We start from the raw sequence: 21724 nt of genomic DNA, 5'->3' as shown, positions 1-21724 counted from the left end.
CGCCTGATGAGCCCAGCCGAACTGCACGCCGACAGCATCGTTATCGACGGGCTGATCATTGCCAAGTGGAACCGCGACCTGTTCGAGGACATGCGCAAGGGTGGCCTGACCGCCGCCAACTGCACGGTGTCGGTGTGGGAAGGCTTCCAGGCCACGATCAATAACATCGTGGCCAGCCAGACCCTGATCCGCGAGAACAGCGACCTGGTGATCCCGGTGAAGACCACCGCCGATATCCGCCGCGCCAAGGAGCAGGGCAAGACCGGCATCATCTTCGGCTTCCAGAATGCCCATGCCTTTGAAGACCAACTCGGCTATGTCGAGATCTTCAAGCAGCTCGGCGTCGGCGTGGTGCAGATGTGCTACAACACCCAGAACCTGGTGGGTACCGGCTGCTACGAGCGCGACGGCGGCCTGTCGGGCTTCGGGCGTGAAATCGTCGGCGAGATGAACCGTGTCGGCATCATGTGCGACCTGTCCCACGTCGGCTCCAAGACATCCGAAGAAGTCATCCTCGAATCGAAAAAACCGGTGTGCTACTCCCACTGCCTGCCGTCCGGGCTCAAAGAGCACCCGCGCAACAAATCCGATGCAGAACTCAAATTCATTGCCGACCATGGTGGTTTTGTCGGCGTGACCATGTTTGCGCCGTTCCTGGCCAAGGGCATTGACTCGACCATCGACGACTACGCCGAAGCCATCGAGTACACCATGAACATTGTTGGCGAAGACGCCATCGGCATCGGTACCGACTTTACCCAGGGCCATGGCCAGGATTTCTTCGAAATGCTGACCCATGATAAGGGCTACGCCCGCCGCCTGACCAGCTTCGGCAAAATCATCAACCCGCTGGGCATTCGTACCGTGGGCGAGTTCCCCAACCTGACCGAGACCCTGCTCAAGCGCGGCCATAGCGAACGCGTGGTGCGCAAGATCATGGGTGAAAACTGGGTCAACGTGTTGAAAGACGTCTGGGGCGAATAAGCCATCGTTTTTTCTCCCCCGGCCATTCGCGCCGGGGCATTACCAAGAATTTTCTGGAGTTAAGTTTCCATGGCCAAGATCGCCCCGCAATTGCCTATCGAAGTCGACAGCGAAACCGGTGTCTGGACCTCCGACGCCCTGCCGATGCTGTACGTGCCGCGCCATTTCTTCGTCAACAACCATATGGGCATCGAGGAAGTGCTGGGCGCTGAAGCCTACGCCGAAATCCTCTACAAGGCCGGCTACAAGTCGGCCTGGCACTGGTGTGAAAAAGAAGCCGAATGCCACGGCCTGGAAGGCGTCGCGGTGTTCGAGCACTACATGAAGCGCCTGTCGCAGCGCGGCTGGGGCCTGTTCAAGATCCAGGACATCGACCTCGACAAAGGCACTGCCAGCGTCAAGCTCGAACACTCGGCCTTTGTGTATGTGTACGGCAAGGTCGGGCGCAAAGTGGACTACATGTTCACCGGCTGGTTTGCCGGCGCCATGGACCAGATTCTGCAAGCGCGCGGCAGCCAGATCCGCACTGTCGCCGAACAAGTCTACGGAGGCTCCGAAGAGGGCCACGATGACGGCTTGTTCACCGTCAAGCCGTTGTAAGCCGAGGACCGTGCCATGGCTTTCGAAGCAATGTTTGCGCCGATCCAGATCGGCAAACTGACCATCCGCAACCGCGTGCTCAGTACCGCCCACGCCGAGGTGTATGCCACCGACGGCGGGATGACCACCGAGCGTTATGTGAAGTATTACGAAGAGAAAGCCAAGGGCGGTATTGGCCTGGCGATCTGTGGCGGCTCCTCGGTGGTGGCGATCGACAGCCCGCAGGAGTGGTGGAGTTCGGTGAACCTGTCCACCGACCGCATCATCCCGCACTTCCAGAACCTGGCTGACGCGATGCACAAGCATGGCGCCAAGATCATGATCCAGATTACCCACATGGGCCGTCGCTCGCGTTGGGACGGCTTCAACTGGCCAACCCTGATGTCGCCCTCCGGCGTGCGTGAGCCGGTACACCGTGCGACCTGCAAGACCATCGAACCGGAAGAAATCTGGCGGGTGATCGGCAACTACGCCAGCGCCGCAGCTCGGGCCAAGGCCGGTGGCCTGGATGGCGTGGAACTGTCGGCGGTGCACCAGCACATGATCGACCAGTTCTGGAGCCCGCGAGTCAACAAGCGTACCGATGAATGGGGCGGCAGCTTCGAGGGGCGGATGAAATTCGGCCTGGAAGTGCTCAAGGCCGTGCGTGCAGAAGTCGGCCCGGATTTTTGCGTCGGCATCCGCCTGTGCGGTGACGAGTTCCACCCGGACGGCCTGTCCCACGAGGACATGAAGCAGATCGCCAAGTATTACGACGACACCGGCATGCTCGACTTTATCGGCGTGGTCGGCTCGGGGTGCGACACGCACAACACCCTGGCCAACGTGATCCCCAATATGAGTTTCCCGCCGGAGCCGTTCCTGCACCTGGCCGCCGGGATCAAGGAAGTGGTCAAGGTCCCGGTGCTGCACGCGCAGAACATCAAGGACCCGAACCAGGCCACGCGCATCCTCGAAGGCGGCTATGTGGACATGGTCGGCATGACCCGCGCGCATATGGCCGACCCGCACCTGATCGCCAAGATCAAAATGGGCCAGATCGACCAGATCAAGCAGTGTGTCGGCGCCAACTATTGCATCGACCGCCAGTACCAGGGCCTGGACGTGCTGTGCATCCAGAATGCCGCGACCTCCCGTGAATACATGGGCGTGCCGCACATCATCGAAAAATCCACCGGGCCCAAGCGCAAAGTGGTGGTGGTCGGTGCCGGCCCGGCCGGGATGGAGGCGGCGCGGGTCGCTGCCGAGCGCGGCCACGACGTGACCCTGTTGGAGAAAAAAGACTTTATCGGCGGGCAGATCACCACGGCGTCCAAGGCGCCGCAGCGTGACCAGATCGCCGGTATCACCCGCTGGTTCCAGCTGGAACTGGCGCGGCTGAACGTCGACCTGCGCCTGGGCGTGGCGGCCGATGCCGCGACCATCCTCGACCTGCGTCCCGATGTGGTGGTGCTGGCCGTGGGCGGGCACCCGTTCCTCGAGCAGAACGAACACTGGGGCGCGGCAGAAGGCCTGGTGGTCAGCAGTTGGGACGTGCTCGACGGCAAGGTGGCGCCGGGCAAGAACGTGCTGGTGTACGACACCATCTGCGAATTCACCGGCATGTCGGTGGCGGACTTTTTGGCCGACAAGGGCTGCCAGGTCGAGATCGTCACTGACGATATCAAGCCTGGTGTGGCCATCGGCGGTACGTCATTCCCGACCTACTACCGCAGCATGTACCCCAAGGAAGTGATCATGACCGGCGACATGATGCTGGAGAAGGTCTACCGCGAGGGCGACAAACTCATCGCCGTGCTGGAGAACGAGTACACCGGCGCCAAGGAAGAGCGGGTGGTGGACCAGGTGGTGGTGGAGAACGGCGTGCGTCCGGACGAAGAAATCTACTACGCCCTCAAGCAAGGGGCGCGCAACAAGGGGCAGATGGACGTTGAGGCGCTGTTCGCGATCAAGCCGCAACCGTGCCTGAGCGAGCCGGGGGAGGGCTACTTGCTGTTCCGCATCGGCGACTGTGTGGCCCAGCGCAATACCCACGCTGCGATCTACGACGCCCTGCGCCTGTGCAAGGATTTCTGACCCAACACCGAACCAATGTGGACTCGGTCAAAAATGTGGGAGCGGGCTTGCTCGCGAAAGCGGTGTGTCAGTCGATACATCCGGTGGCTGATGCACCGCCTTCGCGAGCAAGCCCGCTCCCACATTAGACCTGTGTGGTCTGTGGGAGCTTCACCATGTTGAACACCTTGCTTCCTGTTCTTTTGTTCGCAGCGATGGGCCTCGCCGTCCTCGGCGCCCTGCGCCGGGTGAACATGTGGCGCCGTGGCCGTGCCGCCAAGGTCGACTTGCTGGGTGGCCTGCTGGCCATGCCCAAGCGCTATATGGTCGACCTGCACCACGTGGTCGCCCGCGACAAATACATCGCCAACACCCACGTCGCCACGGCCCTGGGCTTTGTGCTGTCGGCGTTGCTGGCGATCCTGGTGCACGGCTTCGGCCTGCATAACCGTATCCTCGGCTACGCCTTGCTGCTGGCATCGGTGCTGATGTTTGTCGGCGCCACCTTCGTCTATCTGCGCCGGCGCAACCCGCCGTCGCGGCTGTCCAAAGGCCCTTGGATGCGTCTGCCGAAAAGCCTGATGGCGTTTTCGGTGAGCTTCTTCCTGGTGACGTTGCCGGTGGCCGGGCTCCTGCCTGCCGACTTCGGTGGCTGGCTGTTGGCCGCGCTGCTCGGTGTGGGCGTGCTGTGGGGCGTGTCGGAAATGTTCTTCGGCATGACCTGGGGCGGGCCAATGAAACATGCCTTTGCCGGCGCCCTGCACCTGGCCTGGCACCGCCGCGCCGAACGCTTTGGCGGTGGCCGTTCCACCGGCTTGAAGCCGCTGGACCTGGCCGACAAGAACGCGCCCCTGGGCGTGGAAAAACCCAAGGATTTCACCTGGAACCAATTGCTCGGTTTTGACGCCTGTGTGCAGTGCGGCAAGTGCGAAGCCGCGTGCCCGGCCTTCGCCGCCGGCCAGCCGCTGAACCCGAAAAAGCTGATCCAGGACATGGTGGTCGGCCTGGCCGGCGGCACGGATGCCAAGTTCGCCGGCAGCCCGTATCCCGGCAAGCCCGTGGGCGAACACGGCGGCAATCCGCACCAACCGATCGTCAATGGCCTGGTGGACGCCGAGACATTGTGGTCGTGTACCACCTGCCGCGCCTGCGTCGAAGAGTGCCCGATGATGATCGAGCACGTAGACGCCATCGTTGATATGCGCCGCCACCTGACCCTGGAAAAAGGTGCCACGCCGAACAAGGGCGCCGAAGTCCTGGAGAACCTGATCGCCACCGACAACCCTGGCGGATTCGCCCCGGGTGGGCGAATGAACTGGGCGGCGGATTTGAACCTGCCATTGCTCGGTGACAAGCAAACCACCGACGTGCTGTTTTGGGTCGGCGACGGCGCCTTCGACATGCGCAACCAGCGCACCTTGCGCGCTTTCGTCAAAGTGCTGAAAGCGGCCAAGGTCGACTTCGCCGTACTGGGCCTGGAGGAGCGCGACAGCGGCGACGTGGCCCGGCGTCTGGGCGATGAGGCGACGTTCCAACTGCTGGCCGCGCGCAATATCCAGACCCTGGCCAAGTACCGCTTCCAGCGCATCGTGACCTGCGATCCCCATAGCTTCCATGTGTTGAAAAACGAATACGGCGCCTTCGACGGCAACTACCAGGTGCAGCACCACAGCACCTACATGGCCGAGCTGATCGACGCAGGCCTGCTGAACCTGGGCCAGCACAAGGGCAACAGCGTGACCTACCACGACCCGTGCTATCTGGGGCGCTATAACGGTGAGTACGAGGCCCCGCGCCAAGTGCTGCGGGCACTGGGGATTGAGATCAAGGAGATGCAACGTTCGGGTTTCCGTTCCCGTTGCTGCGGTGGCGGTGGCGGCGCGCCGATCACTGATATTCCCGGCAAGCAGCGCATCCCCGACATGCGTATGGAAGACATCCGCGAGACCGGCGCCGAGCTGGTAGCCGTGGGTTGCCCACAGTGCACGGCGATGCTCGAAGGGGTGGTCGAGCCCCGCCCACTGATCAAGGACATTGCCGAGTTGGTGGCGGATGCCTTGCTCGAAGAGGCTGCACCGGCCAAGAACACACGTGTACCAGCGGAGGTCCACTGATGAGCGACATTATCCGCCGCGACCCACGGGCCGAATGGATCGCCCGCAACCGCTTGCACCCGCTGCATGCGGCGATGCAACCGGAGCAGCACAGCTGGATGGGGCCTAACGGCATCATCCGTAAAAATGTGCATGGCATCGGTTTTATCGGCCCCAACGGCATCAAGCGGATCGACCGCAGCGGCGCCCAGCAGGGCGGTGCGACCAAACGTACGGCCGCGGCGCAAGTGCAGTTGCCGCTGCACCAGGTGCCAGCCCCGGCGTTTTACATCAACGTGGTGCCGGACATGGTCGGCGGCCGCCTGAGCAGCCACGACCGCGACTTGCTGGGCCTGGCGCGGCAACTGGCCGGCAGCGACGGTGCGGTGCTGGCGGTGGTGTTTGGCGAACATAAGGAAAGTGCCTTCGACACGGCCGGCGTGGATCGCCTGCTGGTGCTCGACGGCCACGAATTCGAGGGTTATTCACCGGAGCAGGGGGTCCATGGCCTGCGGGCTGTGGATAACCAGTTCCGCCCGCGTCATTGGCTGCTGCCCGACAGCCGCAGTGGCGGGGGTGAACTGGGGCGGCGTTTTGCCGCGAGCCTCAAGGAGCGCCCGGCCACCCGGGTGTGGCAGATCAAGGGTAATGAGTGCATCGGCCGTGCCGGCGCGGGCCAGGAAGACCTGGCGCGCCCGCTGCCACGGCTGATCCTCGCGGCTGTGGAATGTGCCGATCCAGTCAGCGAAACGCGCCATGAAGTGTTGCCGGTGGAGTTATCCACAGCCCTGGCGCGCAGCTTGCCGCGTATCGAGGATCTGGGTGCGGTGGCAGTGGATCCCGGTGCGATTCCCATGGCCGAGGCCGAGTTTATTTTCTCCGGTGGCAATGGGGTCAAGGACTGGGACCTGTTCCATCAGACGGCCGCGGCCCTGGGCGCCACCGAAGGTGCGTCGCGGGTGGCGGTGGATGATGGCTTCATGGCTCGTGATCGCCAGGTGGGTGCCAGTGGTATCTGGGTCACCGCCCGGGTGTATGTGGCGGTCGGGATTTCCGGGGCGATCCAGCACCTGCAAGGCATCGGTGCCTGCGACAAGGTGGTGGCGATCAACCTCGATCCGGGTTGCGACATGATCAAGCGCGCCGACCTGTCGGTAATCGGCGACAGCGGCGACATTCTCCGGGCCTTGATTGCTGCGGTCCAGGCCCACCGTAACGGCGCCAAGCGCGATGCGGCTTAAACAAAGGATATGGCCATGACCACCCATGTAATCAGCCTGGTATCCATAGGCGCCCACCCGACCTCCGGCCGGCCACGCCGCGCCGAACAGGATGCGCGTGCCGTCGAGCTGGGGTTGCAACTGGCTGGGGATAACCTGCAAGTGCTGCATGCCGGCGATATCGCCGAGCCGACCCTGCGTGCTTACCTGGGCATGGGGCTGGCGCAGTTACACGTGCTGGAACAACCGGCCGGCGCCGATGCCCTGCCAGTGCTCGGCGACTACCTGCGGGACACTGGTGCGCAGGTGGTGCTTACCGGCAGCCAGGCCGAAACGGGCGAGGGCTCGGGGATGTTGCCGTTCCTGCTGGCCGAGCAACTGGGCTGGCCGCTGATTGTCGGCCTGGCTCAGGTGGAGTCCATCGACAGCGGCGTAGCCCAGGTACTGCAAGCGCTGCCTCGTGGTCAGCGGCGACGCCTGAAAGTGCGCCTGCCGTTTCTGGCCACGGTGGATAACGCCGGGCCCAAGCCGCGGCAAAGCGCCTACGGCCCGGCCCAGCGTGGCGTGCTGCAGGAGCACGACGTGGCGGTGGTGGACGATGAGTTATTCACAGGCGCCGTGCTGCAACCGGCCAAGCCTCGGCCCAAGCGGCTCAAGGTGATCAAGGCCAAGAGCGGCGCCGACCGCATGAAGGCCGCCACGGCCAAGGCCAGCGGCGGAGGTGGGCAGGTGCTGAAGGGGGTAAGCCCTGAGGCGGGCGCTGAGGCAATTCTCAAGCTGCTGATTGAGGAGGGTGTGGTTCGCTAGGGCTGAAATAATCGCACATACATACCGCGATGCCAGCCTTTGCCAGTGCCTGGGTGTGAGCTTAAATAAATAAATTTTCAGCCAAAGGATCCAGCCCCATGCCCGTCAACTTCCGTGCGGCAGTGCCCGCCGATGCCCGCGATATAGCGCGTCTGTTCCTGATCTCTTCAGAAGGAGCCGCGGCTTACATCTGGAGCCAGCTCGCAGAGCCAGGCCAGGAACTCCTGGACGTTGGCGCCAGCCGTTATGCGCGCTCGGGTGTGGATTTCTCTTATGAAAATTGCCTGATCGCCGAATCAGAGGGCGTGGTGGTGGGCATGATGCACAGTTATGTCATGCGCCATGATCCGGATGCAGAGCCGGTTACCGATCCAGTCCTTGCTCCCTACGCGGACCTGGAGATCCCCGATACCCTTTATATTTCCAGCCTGGCGCTGCACGAAGGTTGGCGCGGCCAAGGCTTGGGCGTGCAATTTCTCGCCCATGCCCGACAGCGGGCCGAGCACCTTGGGCTTATCGGCTTGAGCCTGATTGACTATGCGGCCAATACCGGTGCCCTGAGGTTCTATGAACGCCATGGCTTTCGGATTGTCGACAGTTGCCAGATAACCCCGCACCCGATGCTAGGTGTCACCGGCAAAGCTTATTTGATGCAGTACCCGTAGTCCTCGACTGGGGGTTACCCACAATCCCTGTTGGTTCACCTGTGGATAACCTGTTCGCGGTTGTCCACACCCCAGTGAAATCAAGCCCTGCAGCCCTCTGTACGAAAAACAACCAACCTAAACGACGGTTTTTGCTCGGTTTTTTCTGTGGATAAGGAAATAGCCTGGTTCAGAGTTGCCCCCAAAGTCTGTTGGTGCTTCTGTGGATAAGATGTTTGCTATCCGCTGCAAGCCATAGGGATAAAGGCTTGTAGTGAATTGGTTGAAAAATGATCAATATCGCTGTTTCATCCGATCTACGCGCGTAAAGCCTCGATTTTGCTCGGTTGGAGGCGGTTTTCCACAGAAGGGGCAAAGTTGCCCCCAAAGTCTGTTGGCGCTTCTGTGGATAAGGTGTTTGCGTTCCTCTGCAGGCCATATAGAACGTGGCTTGTGAGCTTCTGGTTAAAAACTGATCAATGTTGGATAAAACCTGCTGCTTTGAATAAGTCACGGATTTTCTTGGTTTTATTTCGAGGGAACAGGGCAGTTGCCCACAATTACTGTGGGTGGGTTTGTGGATAAGTTGTTGGGCGATGGCTGGAGGGCAGGGTAGTGGCGGGCTGGAGCAGTGATGGTCAATTTATGAACAGATGAGTATCCAAATATGGGAGCAGACTTGCTCCCACATTTTTGATCTCTGGTGCGTCAGTTACTCGTGTGCGGCGACACCTTTGAGGTACGGCGCCGGTGCCGCCCCCAGGTTGTTCAGCATGCGCTCGCTGTACCAGTCCACAAAGTTCACCACGCCAAACTCATAGGTCTTGGAGTACGGCCCCGGCTGGTAAGCGGTGGAGTTGATCCCGCGCTGGTTCTCCTCGGCCAGGCGCCGGTCCTGGTCGTTGGTCGCGTCCCACACTTGGCGCATGCGCTCGACGTCGTAGTCCACCCCTTCCACAGCGTCCTTGTGCACCAGCCACTTGGTGGTGACCATGGTTTCCTGGGCGCTGATCGGCCACACGGTAAAGACGATGATGTGATCGCCCATGCAGTGGTTCCACGAGTGCGGCAGGTGCAGGATGCGCATCGAGCCGAGGTCGGGGTTCTTGATGCGGCCCATCAGTTTCTTGCAGCCCTGCTTGCCATCCAGGGTCATCGACACGGTGCCCTTGAGCAGCGGCATGCGCACGATGCGGTTACGCAGGCCGAAGCTGGCGTGGGCGTAAGGGATCTTCTCGGCGTCCCAGGCGGCGGCTGAAGCGGCAACGTGGTCCTTGAAGGCCTGGTCGGCCCGTGGGTCGGTGACGTCGTCCCATTCCAGCAGGGTTTTCAGCAACTCGGGGTGGGAGGCGTTGCAGTGGTAGCACTCGCGGTTGTTTTCCAGCACCAGTTTCCAGTTGGCTTTTTCGAACAAGGTGGTCTGGATCGCCACCTTGGTGTTTTCCATGTCGTAGGGTTCCATGTAATGGTTCAGCGTCGACAAAAAGTCATCAATGGCCGGTGGGTTCTCGGCCAGGCTGATAAATATGTAGCCGCCGGCGGTCTTCACGTTCACCGGTTTGAGGCCGTACTGCTTCATGTCGAAGTCGGCGCCCATCTCGGTACCGGCGAACAGCAAGCGCCCGTCCAGTTCGTAGGTCCACTGGTGGTAATGGCACACCAGTTTGGCGACCTTGCCCTTGTCGCTGGTGCACAGGCGCGAGCCGCGATGGCGGCAGACGTTGTGGAAGGCATGCACCACGCCTTCGGCGCCACGAATCACGATGATCGGGTTCTTGCCGATCTGCAGGGTCAGGTAGTTGCCCTTGGCCGGGATTTCGCAGGTCATGCCGGCGATCAACCATTCCTTCTGGAAGATCTCTTGCATGTCGATATCGAACAGCCGCTGGTCAGAGTAAAACGGCTGGGGCAGCGAAAAAGTGCGCTCGCGCTCTTGCAGCATTTGCGCGGTGGCCTTGCGTGCGGGTTCCAGCGGATCGCCCAAGCTCAAGGTTGCGGTGACGTCCATTATGTGTGTCCTCAAGGCCATTCTGTGTGGCCGCGATAAGTGGCTGATCAGGTTTGCAGCAAGGCGTAAAGAAAGCGTCGTTGTTGGCTGCGAGTGTGGGCCCGGTGATGCCCGCAACCTTATCCATTAACGACATGGCCCACTCTGTTCCCGACGCGCAACCCCAGTGGTATGGGGGCTGGTCGCGATAAGTATGCGAATGTCGCAGATAGGTAAATGGCAGGTCGCGGCGTTACGCAGAATCGCCAGCATCAAGCCGAACTACGGCCGTGGAGAACAGCATGTCCAACAGCTTCCTGAATCCTGTCACCACCCAGACCTGGGCCAATGGTCGGCACATCGTCCGTTGCGTCAAAGTCATCCAGGAAACCTGGGATGTGCGCACCTTCTGCTTTATGGCCGACCAGCCGATCCTGTTCTTTTTCAAGCCGGGGCAGTTCGTCACCCTGGAGCTGGAGATCGACGGCCAGCCGATCATGCGCTCGTACACCATTTCCAGTTCGCCATCGGTGCCCTACAGCTTCTCGGTGACGATCAAGCGCGTGCCGGGTGGCAAGGTCTCCAACTGGTTGCACGACACCCTGCACGAAGGCCAGGAGCTGGCGGTACACGGGCCGGTCGGGCTGTTCAATGCCATCGACTTCAGCAACCCCAAGGTGCTGTACCTCAGCGGCGGCGTGGGTATCACCCCGGTGATGTCCATGGCGCGCTGGTATTACGACACCAACGCCAATGTCGACATGGTGTTTGTGCACAGTGCCCGCTCGCCGAAAGACATCATCTACCACCGCGAGCTGGAGCATATGGCGTCGCGCATCGACAACTTCAGCCTGCACCTGATCTGTGAGAAACACGGCCTGGGCGAGCCGTGGGCCGGTTATCGGGGTTACCTCAACCAGAAAATGCTCGAACTGATGGTGCCGGACTTCCTTGAGCGCGAAGTGTTCTGCTGCGGCCCTACGCCCTATATGAACGCGGTCAAGCGCCTGCTGGAAGCCAATGGCTTCGACATGAGCCGTTACCACGAGGAATCCTTCGGCGCCACGCCACCGGAGGCGCGGGCCGATGCTGTGGAACAAGCCGAACAGGCCGCCGATGCGCCGGAAATCGACCTGGCGGATCTGCACCAGGTGGAATTTATCTCGTCAGGCAAAAGCATTCGTGTGGCACCCGGGGAAACCGTGCATGCGGCAGCGGCGAAGCTGGGCCTGCTGATTCCCAAGGCCTGCGGCATGGGCATATGCGGCACATGCAAGGTGATGAAACTGGGTGGGGAAGTGGAGATGGAGCACAACGGCGGGATTACCGAGGAAGACGAAGCCGAAGGCTACATCCTGTCGTGCTGCAGCGTGCCGAAGGGCGATGTGCGGATCGAGTTCTAATACCCCCCCCTGATCGTTCCCACGCTCCGCGTGGGAATGCCTCCCGGGACGCTCCGCGTCCCTTGTGTGCGATGTGACGCGGAGCGTCACAGGCTGCGTTCCCACGCAGAGGGTGGGAACGATCTTCAATACCAGCGCTGGATGTCGATCAACCCCTCCATATGCCCAAATAGTTGCGAGCACTGGAGTACCTCCAGTGTTCAGCAAGGTCCACATAACCCCGCTTCACTGGGTTGTGGTGGATGTAATCAAGCTTCTGGCGCATCACCGCCTCGCTGTATACCAGCTCGGCATGTGAGCCTTCCTGCCAGAGTTGATACACCCGATCTACCTTGTGTGCACGTCTGCAAAAGCGCAGACGTTGTAATACCCGTTCAGCGCCTTTGCTGTGCAGGTCATCGATGATGGTTCGAGCGGTGAAGGATTTGAATTGGCTGACGCATTTGCTCAGGTCAGGCGCCTGAGCGACGAAGTGCAGGTGGTTTTCCAGGACGACGTAGCCATAAAGGTTGAGGGCGTGGTGGTTTTGTTGATATCGCCAACAATCCAGAAGATGACTGACGAGGTAGTCACGAGTGAACAGTGGTAGCCACTCCATGACGGTACATGTCAGGAAGTGTGGTTTTTCGGGCTCGGTGATGACGTAGCGGCTTCTACCCATAGGCTCATCCTTGAGGGGACGCAGAGCGTCCTGGGAGGCGTTCCCACGCAGAGCGTGGGAACGATCAGCGATCAGGAAGTTAGCGGGCGTAGATATGAATCGCGAATTGCTCGCCTGAAGCTGTCGGTTCGAAGACTTTTTCGGTGATTCTCAAGGTCTGGCCAGGTTCCTGGATGATGTCACCGACCTTCGCCAGTTTGCGGAATTCATCCCAGCCGACGAGGGTGGTCGAGAGTTGGGTATCGCTTTGCAGGATGTTGCCGAAGGTTTGATTTTCCATGGTGCAGTCCTCTGCTGGATTTCCGTTTCCGGCCGATAGTTCGGCAGGCAGTGTGGCCCGCAAGGTGGCCTGTGCAGTGGCCTTTCCTTGCGGGTTCCAAGAGGCTAGCCCATGAAGAGCAGGCTGGGTGCTGTCAGAAATATCAAAAAATAGTCTCGGCATTCCGCCAGTATCAGGCCCACACCGGCAAGCCGGATGAGATCAGGCGCCCATCACCTCACGAATATCCGCTGCCAGTTCACGCACCCGTTCTTCCTCGGTATCCCACGCACACATGAAGCGCGCACCGCCCTTGCCGATGAAGGTGTAGAAGCGCCAGCCCTTGGCCGTCAGCGCCGCGATGGCCGGCTCCGAGAGTTGCAGGAACACGCCGTTGGCCTGCACCGGGAACATCAATTCCACGCCGGGAATATCCGCTACCAGGCTGCTGAGCAACTGGGCGCAGTGGTTGGCGTGGCGTGCATGTTTGAGCCAGGCGTCGTTTTCCAGCAGGCCGACCCAAGGGGCGGAAAGGAAGCGCATTTTCGACGCCAGTTGGCCGGCCTGTTTGCAGCGGTAATCGAAGTCTTCCGCCAGCTTGTGGTTGAAGAACAGGATCGCTTCACCCACCGCCATGCCGTTTTTGGTGCCGCCAAAACACAGCACATCCACACCGGCTTTCCAGGTCAGGTCGGCAGGCGAGCAGCCGAGGAAGGCGCAGGCGTTGGAGAAGCGCGCGCCGTCCATGTGCAGGTTCAGCCCCAGTTCCTTGCAGGTGGCGCTGATGGCGCGGATTTCATCCGGGGTGTACACGCTGCCCACTTCGGTGGCCTGGGTCAGGGTCACGACGCGGGGCTTGGGGTAGTGGATGTCCTGGCGCTTGAGGGCGATCTCGCGGATGGATTCGGGGGTCAGCTTGCCGTTTTCGGTGCGCGCGGTGAGCAGCTTGGAACCGTTGGAGAAAAACTCCGGCGCGCCGCATTCGTCGGTCTCGACATGGGCAGTTTCCGAGCAAATCACGCTATGGTAGCTCTGGCACAAGGAAGACAGGGCTAGGGAGTTGGCCGCTGTGCCGTTGAAGGCGAAGAACACTTCACAGTCGGTTTCGAACAGTTTGCGGAAACCGTCGGCGGCGCGGTGGGTCCATTCATCATCGCCATAGGCGCGTTGATGGCCCTGGTTGGCGAGCTCCATGGCGGCCCAGGCTTCCGGGCAGATACCGGAATAGTTGTCACTGGCAAATTGTTGGCTCTTGTCGGTCATGGCCCGTTCCTGTGGTCGATGTTGGTGCGCACTTTAACCAAGAATATCCGGCGCACGCACGCACTGTTAATGCAAAGTCTCTGGGGAATTATGCACGGTACTGAAACGATTCCTTTACAGCGCGAGCGCGATGGCGCGCTGGACCTGCTCAAATGGCTGGCGCTATTGAGCATGGTGCTGGACCACTTGCGCTATGTCGGTTTAAGCCTCGATGGCCTGTACGTGCCGGGGCGCCTGGCGTTCCCGTGGTTTTGCCTGGCGATTGCGGCCAATTTGCAGCGGGTCCGTGATGCACCTGTCACCGGGCAATGGCGTTACCTGGGGTGGCTGCTGCTGTTCAGCGTGATCAGCGAGGTGCCGTATCGGCTGTTTATCGACAATGCCGATACATTGAATGTGCTGCCGACCTTGGCGCTGGGTTTGCTGGTTGCCCGAGGATGGCAGCAAAAGACGCTTTTTGACCGCGGATTGGCGCTGATTGCCCTGCTGGCCGGCGCTGTGTTCTCGGCGCAACTGATGTTCGGCTTTTTTGGTGTATTGCTGCCGCTGGCGATGTTGTTGGTGTTTAGTCGCCCCTGGTATTTCAGCGTGTTGCCGGGGTTGGTGTGTGTAGCTGCCAATCAATGGCAGGTCTTACTCAATAGCGGCAATCTCGTCGCGATGTTCGGGTTGGCCACCTGCCTGATTGCGCCACTGGCCGGATTGGTCTTGTTGCGACATGCCCAAGGCGCCTCGCCCCCGGCCATGCGCCGCTGGGCGTATGCACTTTATCCCGCGCATTTCTTACTGCTGCTACTCCTTCGAAAGGTCATCACATAGCCCCTGTGGGAGCGGGCTTGCTCGCGAATGCGGTGGCCCAGCCAATGCATGTGCTGCCTGACACACCGCATTCGCGAGCAAGCCCGCTCCCACATTTGTTCAGTGTTGTTCTGGCCATGTCGTAAACGCACCTTTGCGTGGCGTGCGTAGGCATTTGACCTGCCTGCGCCAGCCCTACCATCGCATCAAAGGGCCCTGCACGGGCCTCAACAATACGAAAGGCTGGGAGAGACGCGATGTTCAGCAAACAAGACCAGATCCAGGGATATGACGACGCACTGCTGGCGGCCATGAATGCCGAGGAGCAGCGCCAGGAAGATCATATCGAGCTGATCGCGTCGGAGAACTACACCAGCAAGCGTGTGATGCAGGCCCAGGGCAGCGGCCTGACCAACAAATACGCCGAAGGCTACCCTGGCAAGCGCTACTACGGCGGCTGCGAGCATGTGGATAAAGTCGAGGCCCTGGCCATCGAGCGCGCCAAGCAACTGTTCGGCGCCGATTACGCCAACGTGCAGCCGCACTCCGGTTCGTCCGCCAACAGTGCGGTGTACCTGGCGCTGATCAATGCCGGTGACACCATCCTCGGCATGAGCCTGGCCCACGGCGGTCACCTGACCCACGGCGCCAAGGTGTCGTCGTCGGGCAAGCTGTACAACGCGGTGCAGTACGGCATCAACACCGACACCGGGCTGATCGACTACGACGAAGTCGAGCGCCTGGCCGTGGAACACAAGCCGAAGATGATCGTTGCCGGCTTCTCCGCCTATTCCAAGACACTGGACTTCCCGCGTTTTCGCGCCATCGCCGACAAGGTCGGTGCGCTGCTGTTCGTCGACATGGCTCACGTCGCCGGCCTGGTGGCTGCGGGTCTGTACCCGAACCCGCTGCCTTACGCCGATGTGGTCACCACCACCACCCACAAAACTTTGCGCGGTCCGCGTGGCGGCTTGATCCTGGCCAAGTCCAACGAAGAGATTGAGAAAAAACTCAACTCCGCTGTATTCCCCGGCGCCCAGGGCGGCCCATTGATGCATGTGATCGCGGGCAAGGCGGTGTGCTTCAAGGAGGCAATGGAGCCAGGCTTCAAAGCGTATCAACAGCAGGTGATCGACAACGCCCAGGCCATGGCCAGCGTGTTTATCAAACGCGGCTACGATGTAGTGTCCGGCGGCACCGATAACCACCTGTTTCTGGTCAGCCTGATCCGCCAGGGCCTGACCGGCAAGGACGCAGACGCCGCCCTCGGTCGCGCCCACATCACCGTCAACAAGAACGCCGTGCCCAATGACCCGCAGTCGCCGTTCGTGACTTCGGGCCTGCGCATCGGTACCCCGGCGGTGACCACCCGTGGTTTCAAGGTGACGCAATGCGTGGAGCTGGCGGGCTGGATCTGCGACATCCTCGACAACCTCGGTGACGCCGATGTCGAGGCCAATGTGGCCAAGCACGTGTCTGCGCTGTGCGCTGATTTCCCGGTTTATCGCTGAGCGCGGTTTTGGAGTAATGCCTATGCAACGCTACTCAGGCTTCGGCCTCTTCAAGCACTCCCTCAGCCATCACGAAAACTGGCAGAAGATGTGGCGCACGCCGACCCCGAAAAAGGTCTACGACGTGGTCATCGTCGGCGGCGGCGGGCATGGTCTGGCCACCGCTTACTACCTGGCCAAGGAACACGGCATCACCAATGTGGCCGTGGTCGAGAAAGGTTGGCTGGGCGGCGGTAACACCGCACGCAACACCACCATTGTGCGTTCCAACTACCTGTGGGACGAGTCGGCGCATCTCTATGAGCATGCGATGAAGCTCTGGGAAGGTTTGTCCCAGGACCTGAACTACAACGTGATGTTCTCCCAGCGTGGCGTCTACAACCTGTGCCACACCCTGCAGGACATCCGTGATTCCGAGCGTCGCGTGAGCGCCAACCGCCTCAACGGTGTGGACGGTGAGCTGCTGAATGCCAAGCAGGTCGCGGACGAGATTCCGTACCTCGATTGCTCGAAAAACACCCGCTACCCGGTACTGGGTGCCACCGTGCAACGGCGCGGCGGCGTGGCCCGTCACGATGCTGTGGCGTGGGGCTTTGCCCGTGCTGCCGATGCCTTGGGCGTGGACCTGATCCAGCAGACCGAAGTCATCGGTTTTCGCAAGGAAAACGGCGTGTGCATCGGCGTGGAAACCAACAAGGGCTTTATCGGCGCCAAGCGCGTCGGGGTGGTCACAGCCGGTAACTCCGGGCATATGGCCTCGCTGGCCGGGTTCCGCCTGCCTATTGAATCCCACCCGCTGCAAGCGTTGGTGTCGGAGCCGATCAAGCCGATTATCGACAGCGTGATCATGTCCAACGCCGTGCACGGGTACATCAGCCAGTCCGACAAGGGCGACCTGGTGATCGGCGCCGGTATCGACGGCTATAACGGATACGGCCAGCGTGGCTCGTACCCGGTGATCGAGCACACCATCCAGGCCATCGTCGAGATGTTCCCGGTGCTGTCGCGGGTGCGCATGAACCGTCAGTGGGGCGGCATCGTCGACACCACGCCGGACGCCTGCCCGATCATCTCCAAGACCCCGGTACCGAACATGTTTTTCAACTGCGGCTGGGGCACCGGTGGCTTCAAGGCCACCCCCGGTTCAGGCAACGTGTTTGCCGCGAGCCTGGCCAAGGGTGAGATGCACCCGCTGGCGGCACCTTTCTCCATCGACCGTTTCCACAACGGTGCGCTGATCGACGAACACGGCGCTGCGGCCGTCGCCCACTAACAGGAGAAATTCCCTATGTTGCATATCTTCTGTCCTCACTGTGGCGAACTGCGCTCCGAAGAGGAATTCCATGCCTCCGGCCAAGCGCATATCCCGCGCCCGCTGGACCCGAATGCCTGCACCGATGAAGAGTGGGGCGACTACATGTTCTTCCGCGATAACCCCCGTGGCCTGCACCACGAACTGTGGATCCATGCCGCCGGTTGCCGCCAGTACTTCAACGCGACCCGCGACACCCTGACCTACGAAATTCTTGAAACCTACAAGATCGGTACCCAGCCGCAATTCACCGCCAAGGCTTCTGGAGAGAAGGTATGAGCCAGATCAATCGCCTGTCCAACGGTGGCCGCATCGACCGTAATAAAGTCCTGACGTTTACCTTCAACGGCCAGAGCTACAAAGGCTTTGAAGGCGACACCCTGGCTGCCGCCTTGCTGGCCAACGGTGTGGATATCATCGGCCGCAGCTTCAAGTACTCGCGCCCGCGCGGCATCTTCGCCGCCGGCGCCGAAGAGCCGAACGCGGTGCTGCAGATCGGTGCCACCGAAGCCACGCAAATCCCTAACGTGCGCGCCACGCAACAGGCGCTGTACCAGGGCCTGGTCGCCACCAGCACCAACGGCTGGCCGAGCGTGAACAACGACATGATGGGCATTCTCGGCAAGGTCGGCGGCAAGCTGATGCCGCCGGGTTTCTACTACAAAACCTTCATGTACCCGCAATCGTTCTGGATGACCTACGAGAAGTACATCCGCAAGGCCGCCGGGCTTGGCCGCTCGCCGACCGAGAACGATCCGGACACCTACGACTACATGAACCGCCATTGCGACGTGCTGATCGTCGGCGCCGGCCCTGCCGGCCTGGCAGCGGCCCTGGCCGCTGCGCGCAGTGGCGCGCGGGTGATCATCGCTGATGAGCAGGAAGAGTTCGGCGGGTCGTTGCTCGATTCGCGCGAAAACCTCGACGGCAAGCCGGCGACCGAATGGGTCGCCAGTGTGATCGCCGAGCTCAAGGCCCTGCCAGACGTGGTGCTGCTGCCTCGCGCTACCGTCAATGGTTACCACGACCATAACTTCCTGACCATCCATGAGCGCCTCACCGATCACCTCGGTGACCGTGCGCCGATTGGCGTGGTGCGCCAGCGTATTCACCGTGTGCGTGCCAAGCGTGTGGTGCTGGCGACCGGCGCGTGTGAGCGTCCACTGGTGTACGGCAACAACGATGTGCCGGGCAATATGCTCGCCGGTGCAGTTTCGACCTACGTGCGCCGTTACGGCGTGGCGCCGGGTAAAAAACTGCTGCTGTCGACCAACAACGATCACGCTTACCGTGTGGCGCTGGATTGGTTCGACGCTGGCCTCACCGTGGTCGCGGTGGCCGATGCACGCCACAACCCACGCGGCGCGCTGGTGGAAGAAGCGCGCGCCAAAGGCATTCGCATCCTCACCGGCAGTGCCGTGATCGAAGCCCGTGGCAGTAAGCATGTGACCGGCGCCCGTGTGGCCGCCATCGACGTCAAAGCACATAAGGTCACCAGCCCCGGCGAGTGGTTGGACTGCGACCTGGTGGCCAGCTCCGGCGGCTATAGCCCGGTGGTGCACTTGGCTTCGCACCTGGGCGGCAAGCCGACCTGGCGTGAAGATATCCTCGGTTTTGTACCGGGCGAAGCGCCGCAGAAACGTGTGTGCGTGGGGGGGATCAACGGTGTCTACGGCTTGGGTGACTCCCTGGCCGATGGCTTTGAAGGCGGCGTGCGCGCGGCCAGCGAGGCTGGGTTTGCTCCGGTGGAAGGTACGCTGCCCAAGGCCCTGACGCGCTTGGAAGAGCCGACCCTGGCCCTGTTCCAGGTGCCTCACGAAAAAGCCACTGCACGGGCGCCCAAGCAATTTGTCGACCTGCAGAACGACGTCACCGCCGCCGCCATCGAACTGGCGACCCGCGAAGGGTTCGAGTCGGTGGAGCACGTCAAGCGCTACACCGCGCTGGGCTTCGGCACCGACCAGGGCAAGCTGGGCAACGTCAACGGCCTGGCCATCGCGGCCCGCTCGCTGAACGTGACCATCCCGCAGATGGGCACCACCATGTTCCGCCCCAACTACACGCCGGTAACCTTCGGCGCGGTAGCGGGCCGGCACTGTGGGCACATCTTCGAGCCGGTGCGCTACACCGCGCTGCAAGCCTGGCACGTGAAAAACGGCGCCGAGTTTGAAGATGTCGGCCAGTGGAAACGCCCGTGGTACTTCCCGCGTAACGGTGAAGACCTGCATGCGGCAGTCAAGCGCGAATGCCTGGCCGTGCGCGACAGCGTCGGCCTGCTGGACGCTTCGACCCTGGGTAAAATCGACATTCAAGGCCCGGATGCCCGCGAGTTCCTCAACCGCATCTACAGCAACGCCTGGACCAAGCTCGACGTGGGCAAGGCGCGCTACGGCCTGATGTGCAAGGAAGACGGCATGGTCTTCGACGACGGCGTGACCGCCTGCCTTGCCGACAACCACTTCCTGATGACCACCACCACGGGCGGCGCCGCCCGCGTGCTGCAGTGGCTGGAAATCTACCAGCAGACCGAGTGGCCGGACCTCAAGGTGTACTTCACCTCGGTCACCGACCACTGGGCGACCATGACCTTGTCCGGGCCCAACAGTCGCAAGCTGTTGAGCGAAGTCACCGATATCGACCTGGACAAGGACGGCTTCCCGTTCATGACCTGGAAAGAAGGTTTGGTGGGCGGCGTGCCGGCGCGGGTGTTCCGTATCTCGTTTACCGGTGAGCTGTCCTATGAAGTCAACGTGCAGGCCGACTACGCCATGGGCGTGCTGGAACAGATTGTCGAGGCTGGCAAACAGTACAACCTGACCCCGTATGGCACCGAGACCATGCACGTACTGCGGGCCGAGAAGGGCTTCATTATCGTCGGCCAGGACACCGACGGCTCGATGACCCCGGACGACCTCAACATGGGCTGGTGTGTGGGCCGCACCAAACCGTTCTCGTGGATCGGCTGGCGCGGGATGAACCGCGAAGACTGCGTGCGTGAAGAGCGCAAGCAACTGGTGGGCCTGAAGCCGATTGATCCGAAGGTGTGGCTGCCGGAGGGCGCGCAGCTGGTGTTCGATCCGAAGCAGAGCATCCCGATGAAGATGGTCGGCCACGTGACCTCCAGCTATGCGCACAACTCCCTCGGTTATTCGTTTGCGATGGCGGTGGTCAAGGGCGGCTTGAAGCGTATGGGCGAGCGGGTGTTCTCACCGCAGGCGGATGGCAGTGTGATCGAAGCGGAGATTGTGTCTTCGGTGTTCTTTGACCCGAAAGGCGAGCGCCAGAACATCTGATAGACCGAGGTGCGGCCTTCGCGAGCAAGCCCGCTCCCACTGGGGAAATGCATTCCGAAATGTGGGAGCGAGCTTGCTCGCGATGGCGGCAGAAGCCGCACAACAGAATTCAAGAAAGGTGCTTTATGACCGCAGCCAATGTGTACCAACAACGCCCCACCACCGGCGCCAAGGCCGAGTCGTCGCTGCACCATGCCGACCTCGCCAGCCTGGTCGGCAAGGGGCGCAAGAACGCCGGCGTGACCGTACGTGAAAAGAAACTCCTCGGCCACCTGACCCTGCGCGGCGATGGCCACGATGCCGCGTTCGCCGCTGGCGTGCACAAGGCCCTGGGCATCGAACTGCCGGGTGCCCTGAGCGTGATCGTCAAAGGTGAAACCAGCCTGCAATGGCTCGGCCCGGATGAATGGTTGCTGATCGTGCCGAGTGGTGAAGAATTCGCCGCCGAGCAAAACCTGCGCGCGGCCCTGGGGGATTTGCATATCCAGATCGTCAACGTCAGCGGCGGCCAGCAGATCCTCGAACTGAGTGGCCCGAACGTGCGCGATGTGCTGATGAAATCCACCAGTTACGACGTGCACCCCGACAACTTCCCGGTGGGCAAGGCCGTGGGCACGGTGTTCGCCAAGTCGCAACTGGTGATCCGCCATACCGCTGAAGACACCTGGGAACTGCTGATTCGTCGCAGCTTCTCGGACTATTGGTGGTTGTGGCTGCAGGATGCCTCGGCCGAATACGGCCTGAGTGTCCAAGCCTGAGCAGATGGGCTGTTGTGGCGAGGGGGCTTGCCCCCGTTGGAGCGCGCAGCGGTCCCGGTAAGGTCACTGCAGTTTT

The 21724-nt window shown here is 61.4% G+C and carries 17 protein-coding genes and 1 pseudogene; 14 read left to right on the top strand and 4 right to left on the bottom strand.

Annotation, left to right across the window (positions count from 1 at the left end):
* The first annotated feature begins 6 nt into the window (after positions 1–6).
* From PSH80_RS24765 to PSH80_RS24735, 7 genes are all read left to right on the top strand, one after another.
* Positions 7–984: a dipeptidase gene (locus PSH80_RS24765; RefSeq protein WP_032858660.1), complete on the top strand. Its 978-nt coding sequence runs from the start codon at positions 7–9 to the stop codon at positions 982–984.
* Positions 985–1053: 69 nt separating this feature from the next.
* Positions 1054–1584, top strand: a complete 531-nt coding sequence (locus PSH80_RS24760) for a DUF5943 domain-containing protein (RefSeq protein ID WP_027606002.1) — start codon at positions 1054–1056, stop codon at positions 1582–1584.
* 15 nt (positions 1585–1599) lie between these two features.
* Entirely contained in the window at positions 1600–3660 is a 2061-nt protein-coding gene (dgcA, locus tag PSH80_RS24755; RefSeq protein WP_057960840.1) for a dimethylglycine demethylation protein DgcA, read from the top strand.
* A 155-nt stretch (positions 3661–3815) separates the two neighbouring features.
* Entirely contained in the window at positions 3816–5753 is a 1938-nt protein-coding gene (gene dgcB, locus PSH80_RS24750) for a dimethylglycine demethylation protein DgcB (RefSeq protein WP_128593315.1), read from the top strand.
* Entirely contained in the window at positions 5753–6973 is a 1221-nt protein-coding gene (locus PSH80_RS24745; protein WP_305418606.1) for an electron transfer flavoprotein subunit alpha/FixB family protein, read from the top strand. The genes dgcB and PSH80_RS24745 overlap by 1 nt, the downstream gene beginning before the upstream one ends.
* 15 nt (positions 6974–6988) lie before the next feature.
* Positions 6989–7759 carry an electron transfer flavoprotein subunit beta gene (locus PSH80_RS24740; protein WP_057440263.1) on the top strand — a complete coding sequence of 257 codons (771 nt, stop codon included), beginning with the start codon at positions 6989–6991 and terminating at the stop codon, positions 7757–7759.
* Positions 7760–7857: 98 nt separating this feature from the next.
* Entirely contained in the window at positions 7858–8424 is a 567-nt protein-coding gene (locus tag PSH80_RS24735; RefSeq protein WP_057960837.1) for a GNAT family N-acetyltransferase, read from the top strand.
* A 691-nt stretch (positions 8425–9115) separates the two neighbouring features.
* Here the strand turns inward: PSH80_RS24735 and gbcA are convergent.
* A complete protein-coding gene (gbcA, locus tag PSH80_RS24730; RefSeq protein WP_057440265.1) occupies positions 9116–10411 on the bottom strand; it encodes a glycine-betaine demethylase subunit GbcA in 1296 nt (431 codons plus the stop codon).
* 281 nt (positions 10412–10692) lie between these two features.
* Between gbcA and gbcB the strand changes: the two genes are divergently transcribed.
* Positions 10693–11793: a glycine-betaine demethylase subunit GbcB gene (gene gbcB, locus PSH80_RS24725; RefSeq protein WP_057440266.1), complete on the top strand. Its 1101-nt coding sequence runs from the start codon at positions 10693–10695 to the stop codon at positions 11791–11793.
* Between the two features lie 125 nt (positions 11794–11918).
* On the opposite strand, the pseudogene PSH80_RS24720 reads toward gbcB, so the two are convergent.
* The 3 genes and pseudogenes from PSH80_RS24720 to PSH80_RS24710 form a co-directional block, all read right to left on the bottom strand.
* Positions 11919–12454 (bottom strand): annotated as a pseudogene (locus PSH80_RS24720) (transposase).
* 79 nt (positions 12455–12533) lie between these two features.
* A complete protein-coding gene (locus tag PSH80_RS24715) occupies positions 12534–12734 on the bottom strand; it encodes a hypothetical protein (protein ID WP_057960834.1) in 201 nt (66 codons plus the stop codon).
* Positions 12735–12935: 201 nt separating this feature from the next.
* Positions 12936–13976, bottom strand: coding sequence for a low specificity L-threonine aldolase (locus PSH80_RS24710; RefSeq protein WP_032858640.1), 1041 nt, complete (start codon positions 13974–13976; stop codon positions 12936–12938).
* Between the two features lie 90 nt (positions 13977–14066).
* On the opposite strand from PSH80_RS24710, the gene PSH80_RS24705 reads away from it, so the two are divergent.
* The 6 genes from PSH80_RS24705 (at position 14067) to PSH80_RS24680 (ending at position 21648) form a co-directional block, all read left to right on the top strand.
* Positions 14067–14795, top strand: coding sequence for a TraX family protein (locus tag PSH80_RS24705; RefSeq protein WP_120734261.1), 729 nt, complete (start codon positions 14067–14069; stop codon positions 14793–14795).
* 236 nt (positions 14796–15031) lie between these two features.
* Complete coding sequence (locus tag PSH80_RS24700; RefSeq protein ID WP_057440269.1) at positions 15032–16285, top strand: serine hydroxymethyltransferase; 1254 nt, start codon at positions 15032–15034, stop codon at positions 16283–16285.
* Between the two features lie 22 nt (positions 16286–16307).
* Complete coding sequence (locus tag PSH80_RS24695; protein WP_010207084.1) at positions 16308–17558, top strand: sarcosine oxidase subunit beta; 1251 nt, start codon at positions 16308–16310, stop codon at positions 17556–17558.
* A 15-nt stretch (positions 17559–17573) separates the two neighbouring features.
* The gene (locus tag PSH80_RS24690) at positions 17574–17876 is read left to right on the top strand and encodes a sarcosine oxidase subunit delta (RefSeq protein WP_057440270.1); all 303 of its coding nucleotides are present in this window, start codon (positions 17574–17576) and stop codon (positions 17874–17876) included.
* Positions 17873–20890, top strand: a complete 3018-nt coding sequence (locus tag PSH80_RS24685; protein ID WP_120734260.1) for a sarcosine oxidase subunit alpha — start codon at positions 17873–17875, stop codon at positions 20888–20890. The genes PSH80_RS24690 and PSH80_RS24685 overlap by 4 nt, the downstream gene beginning before the upstream one ends.
* Before the next feature lie 125 nt (positions 20891–21015).
* Complete coding sequence (locus tag PSH80_RS24680; protein ID WP_115129165.1) at positions 21016–21648, top strand: sarcosine oxidase subunit gamma; 633 nt, start codon at positions 21016–21018, stop codon at positions 21646–21648.
* The last annotated feature ends 76 nt before the right edge of the window (positions 21649–21724 follow it).

This window comes from Pseudomonas sp. FP818, from assembly GCF_030687335.1.
Classification (GTDB): Bacteria; Pseudomonadota; Gammaproteobacteria; order Pseudomonadales; family Pseudomonadaceae; genus Aquipseudomonas; species Aquipseudomonas shahriarae.
Note: the sequence above shows the minus strand (reverse complement) of the source record. Positions and strands in the feature narration are given on the sequence as shown.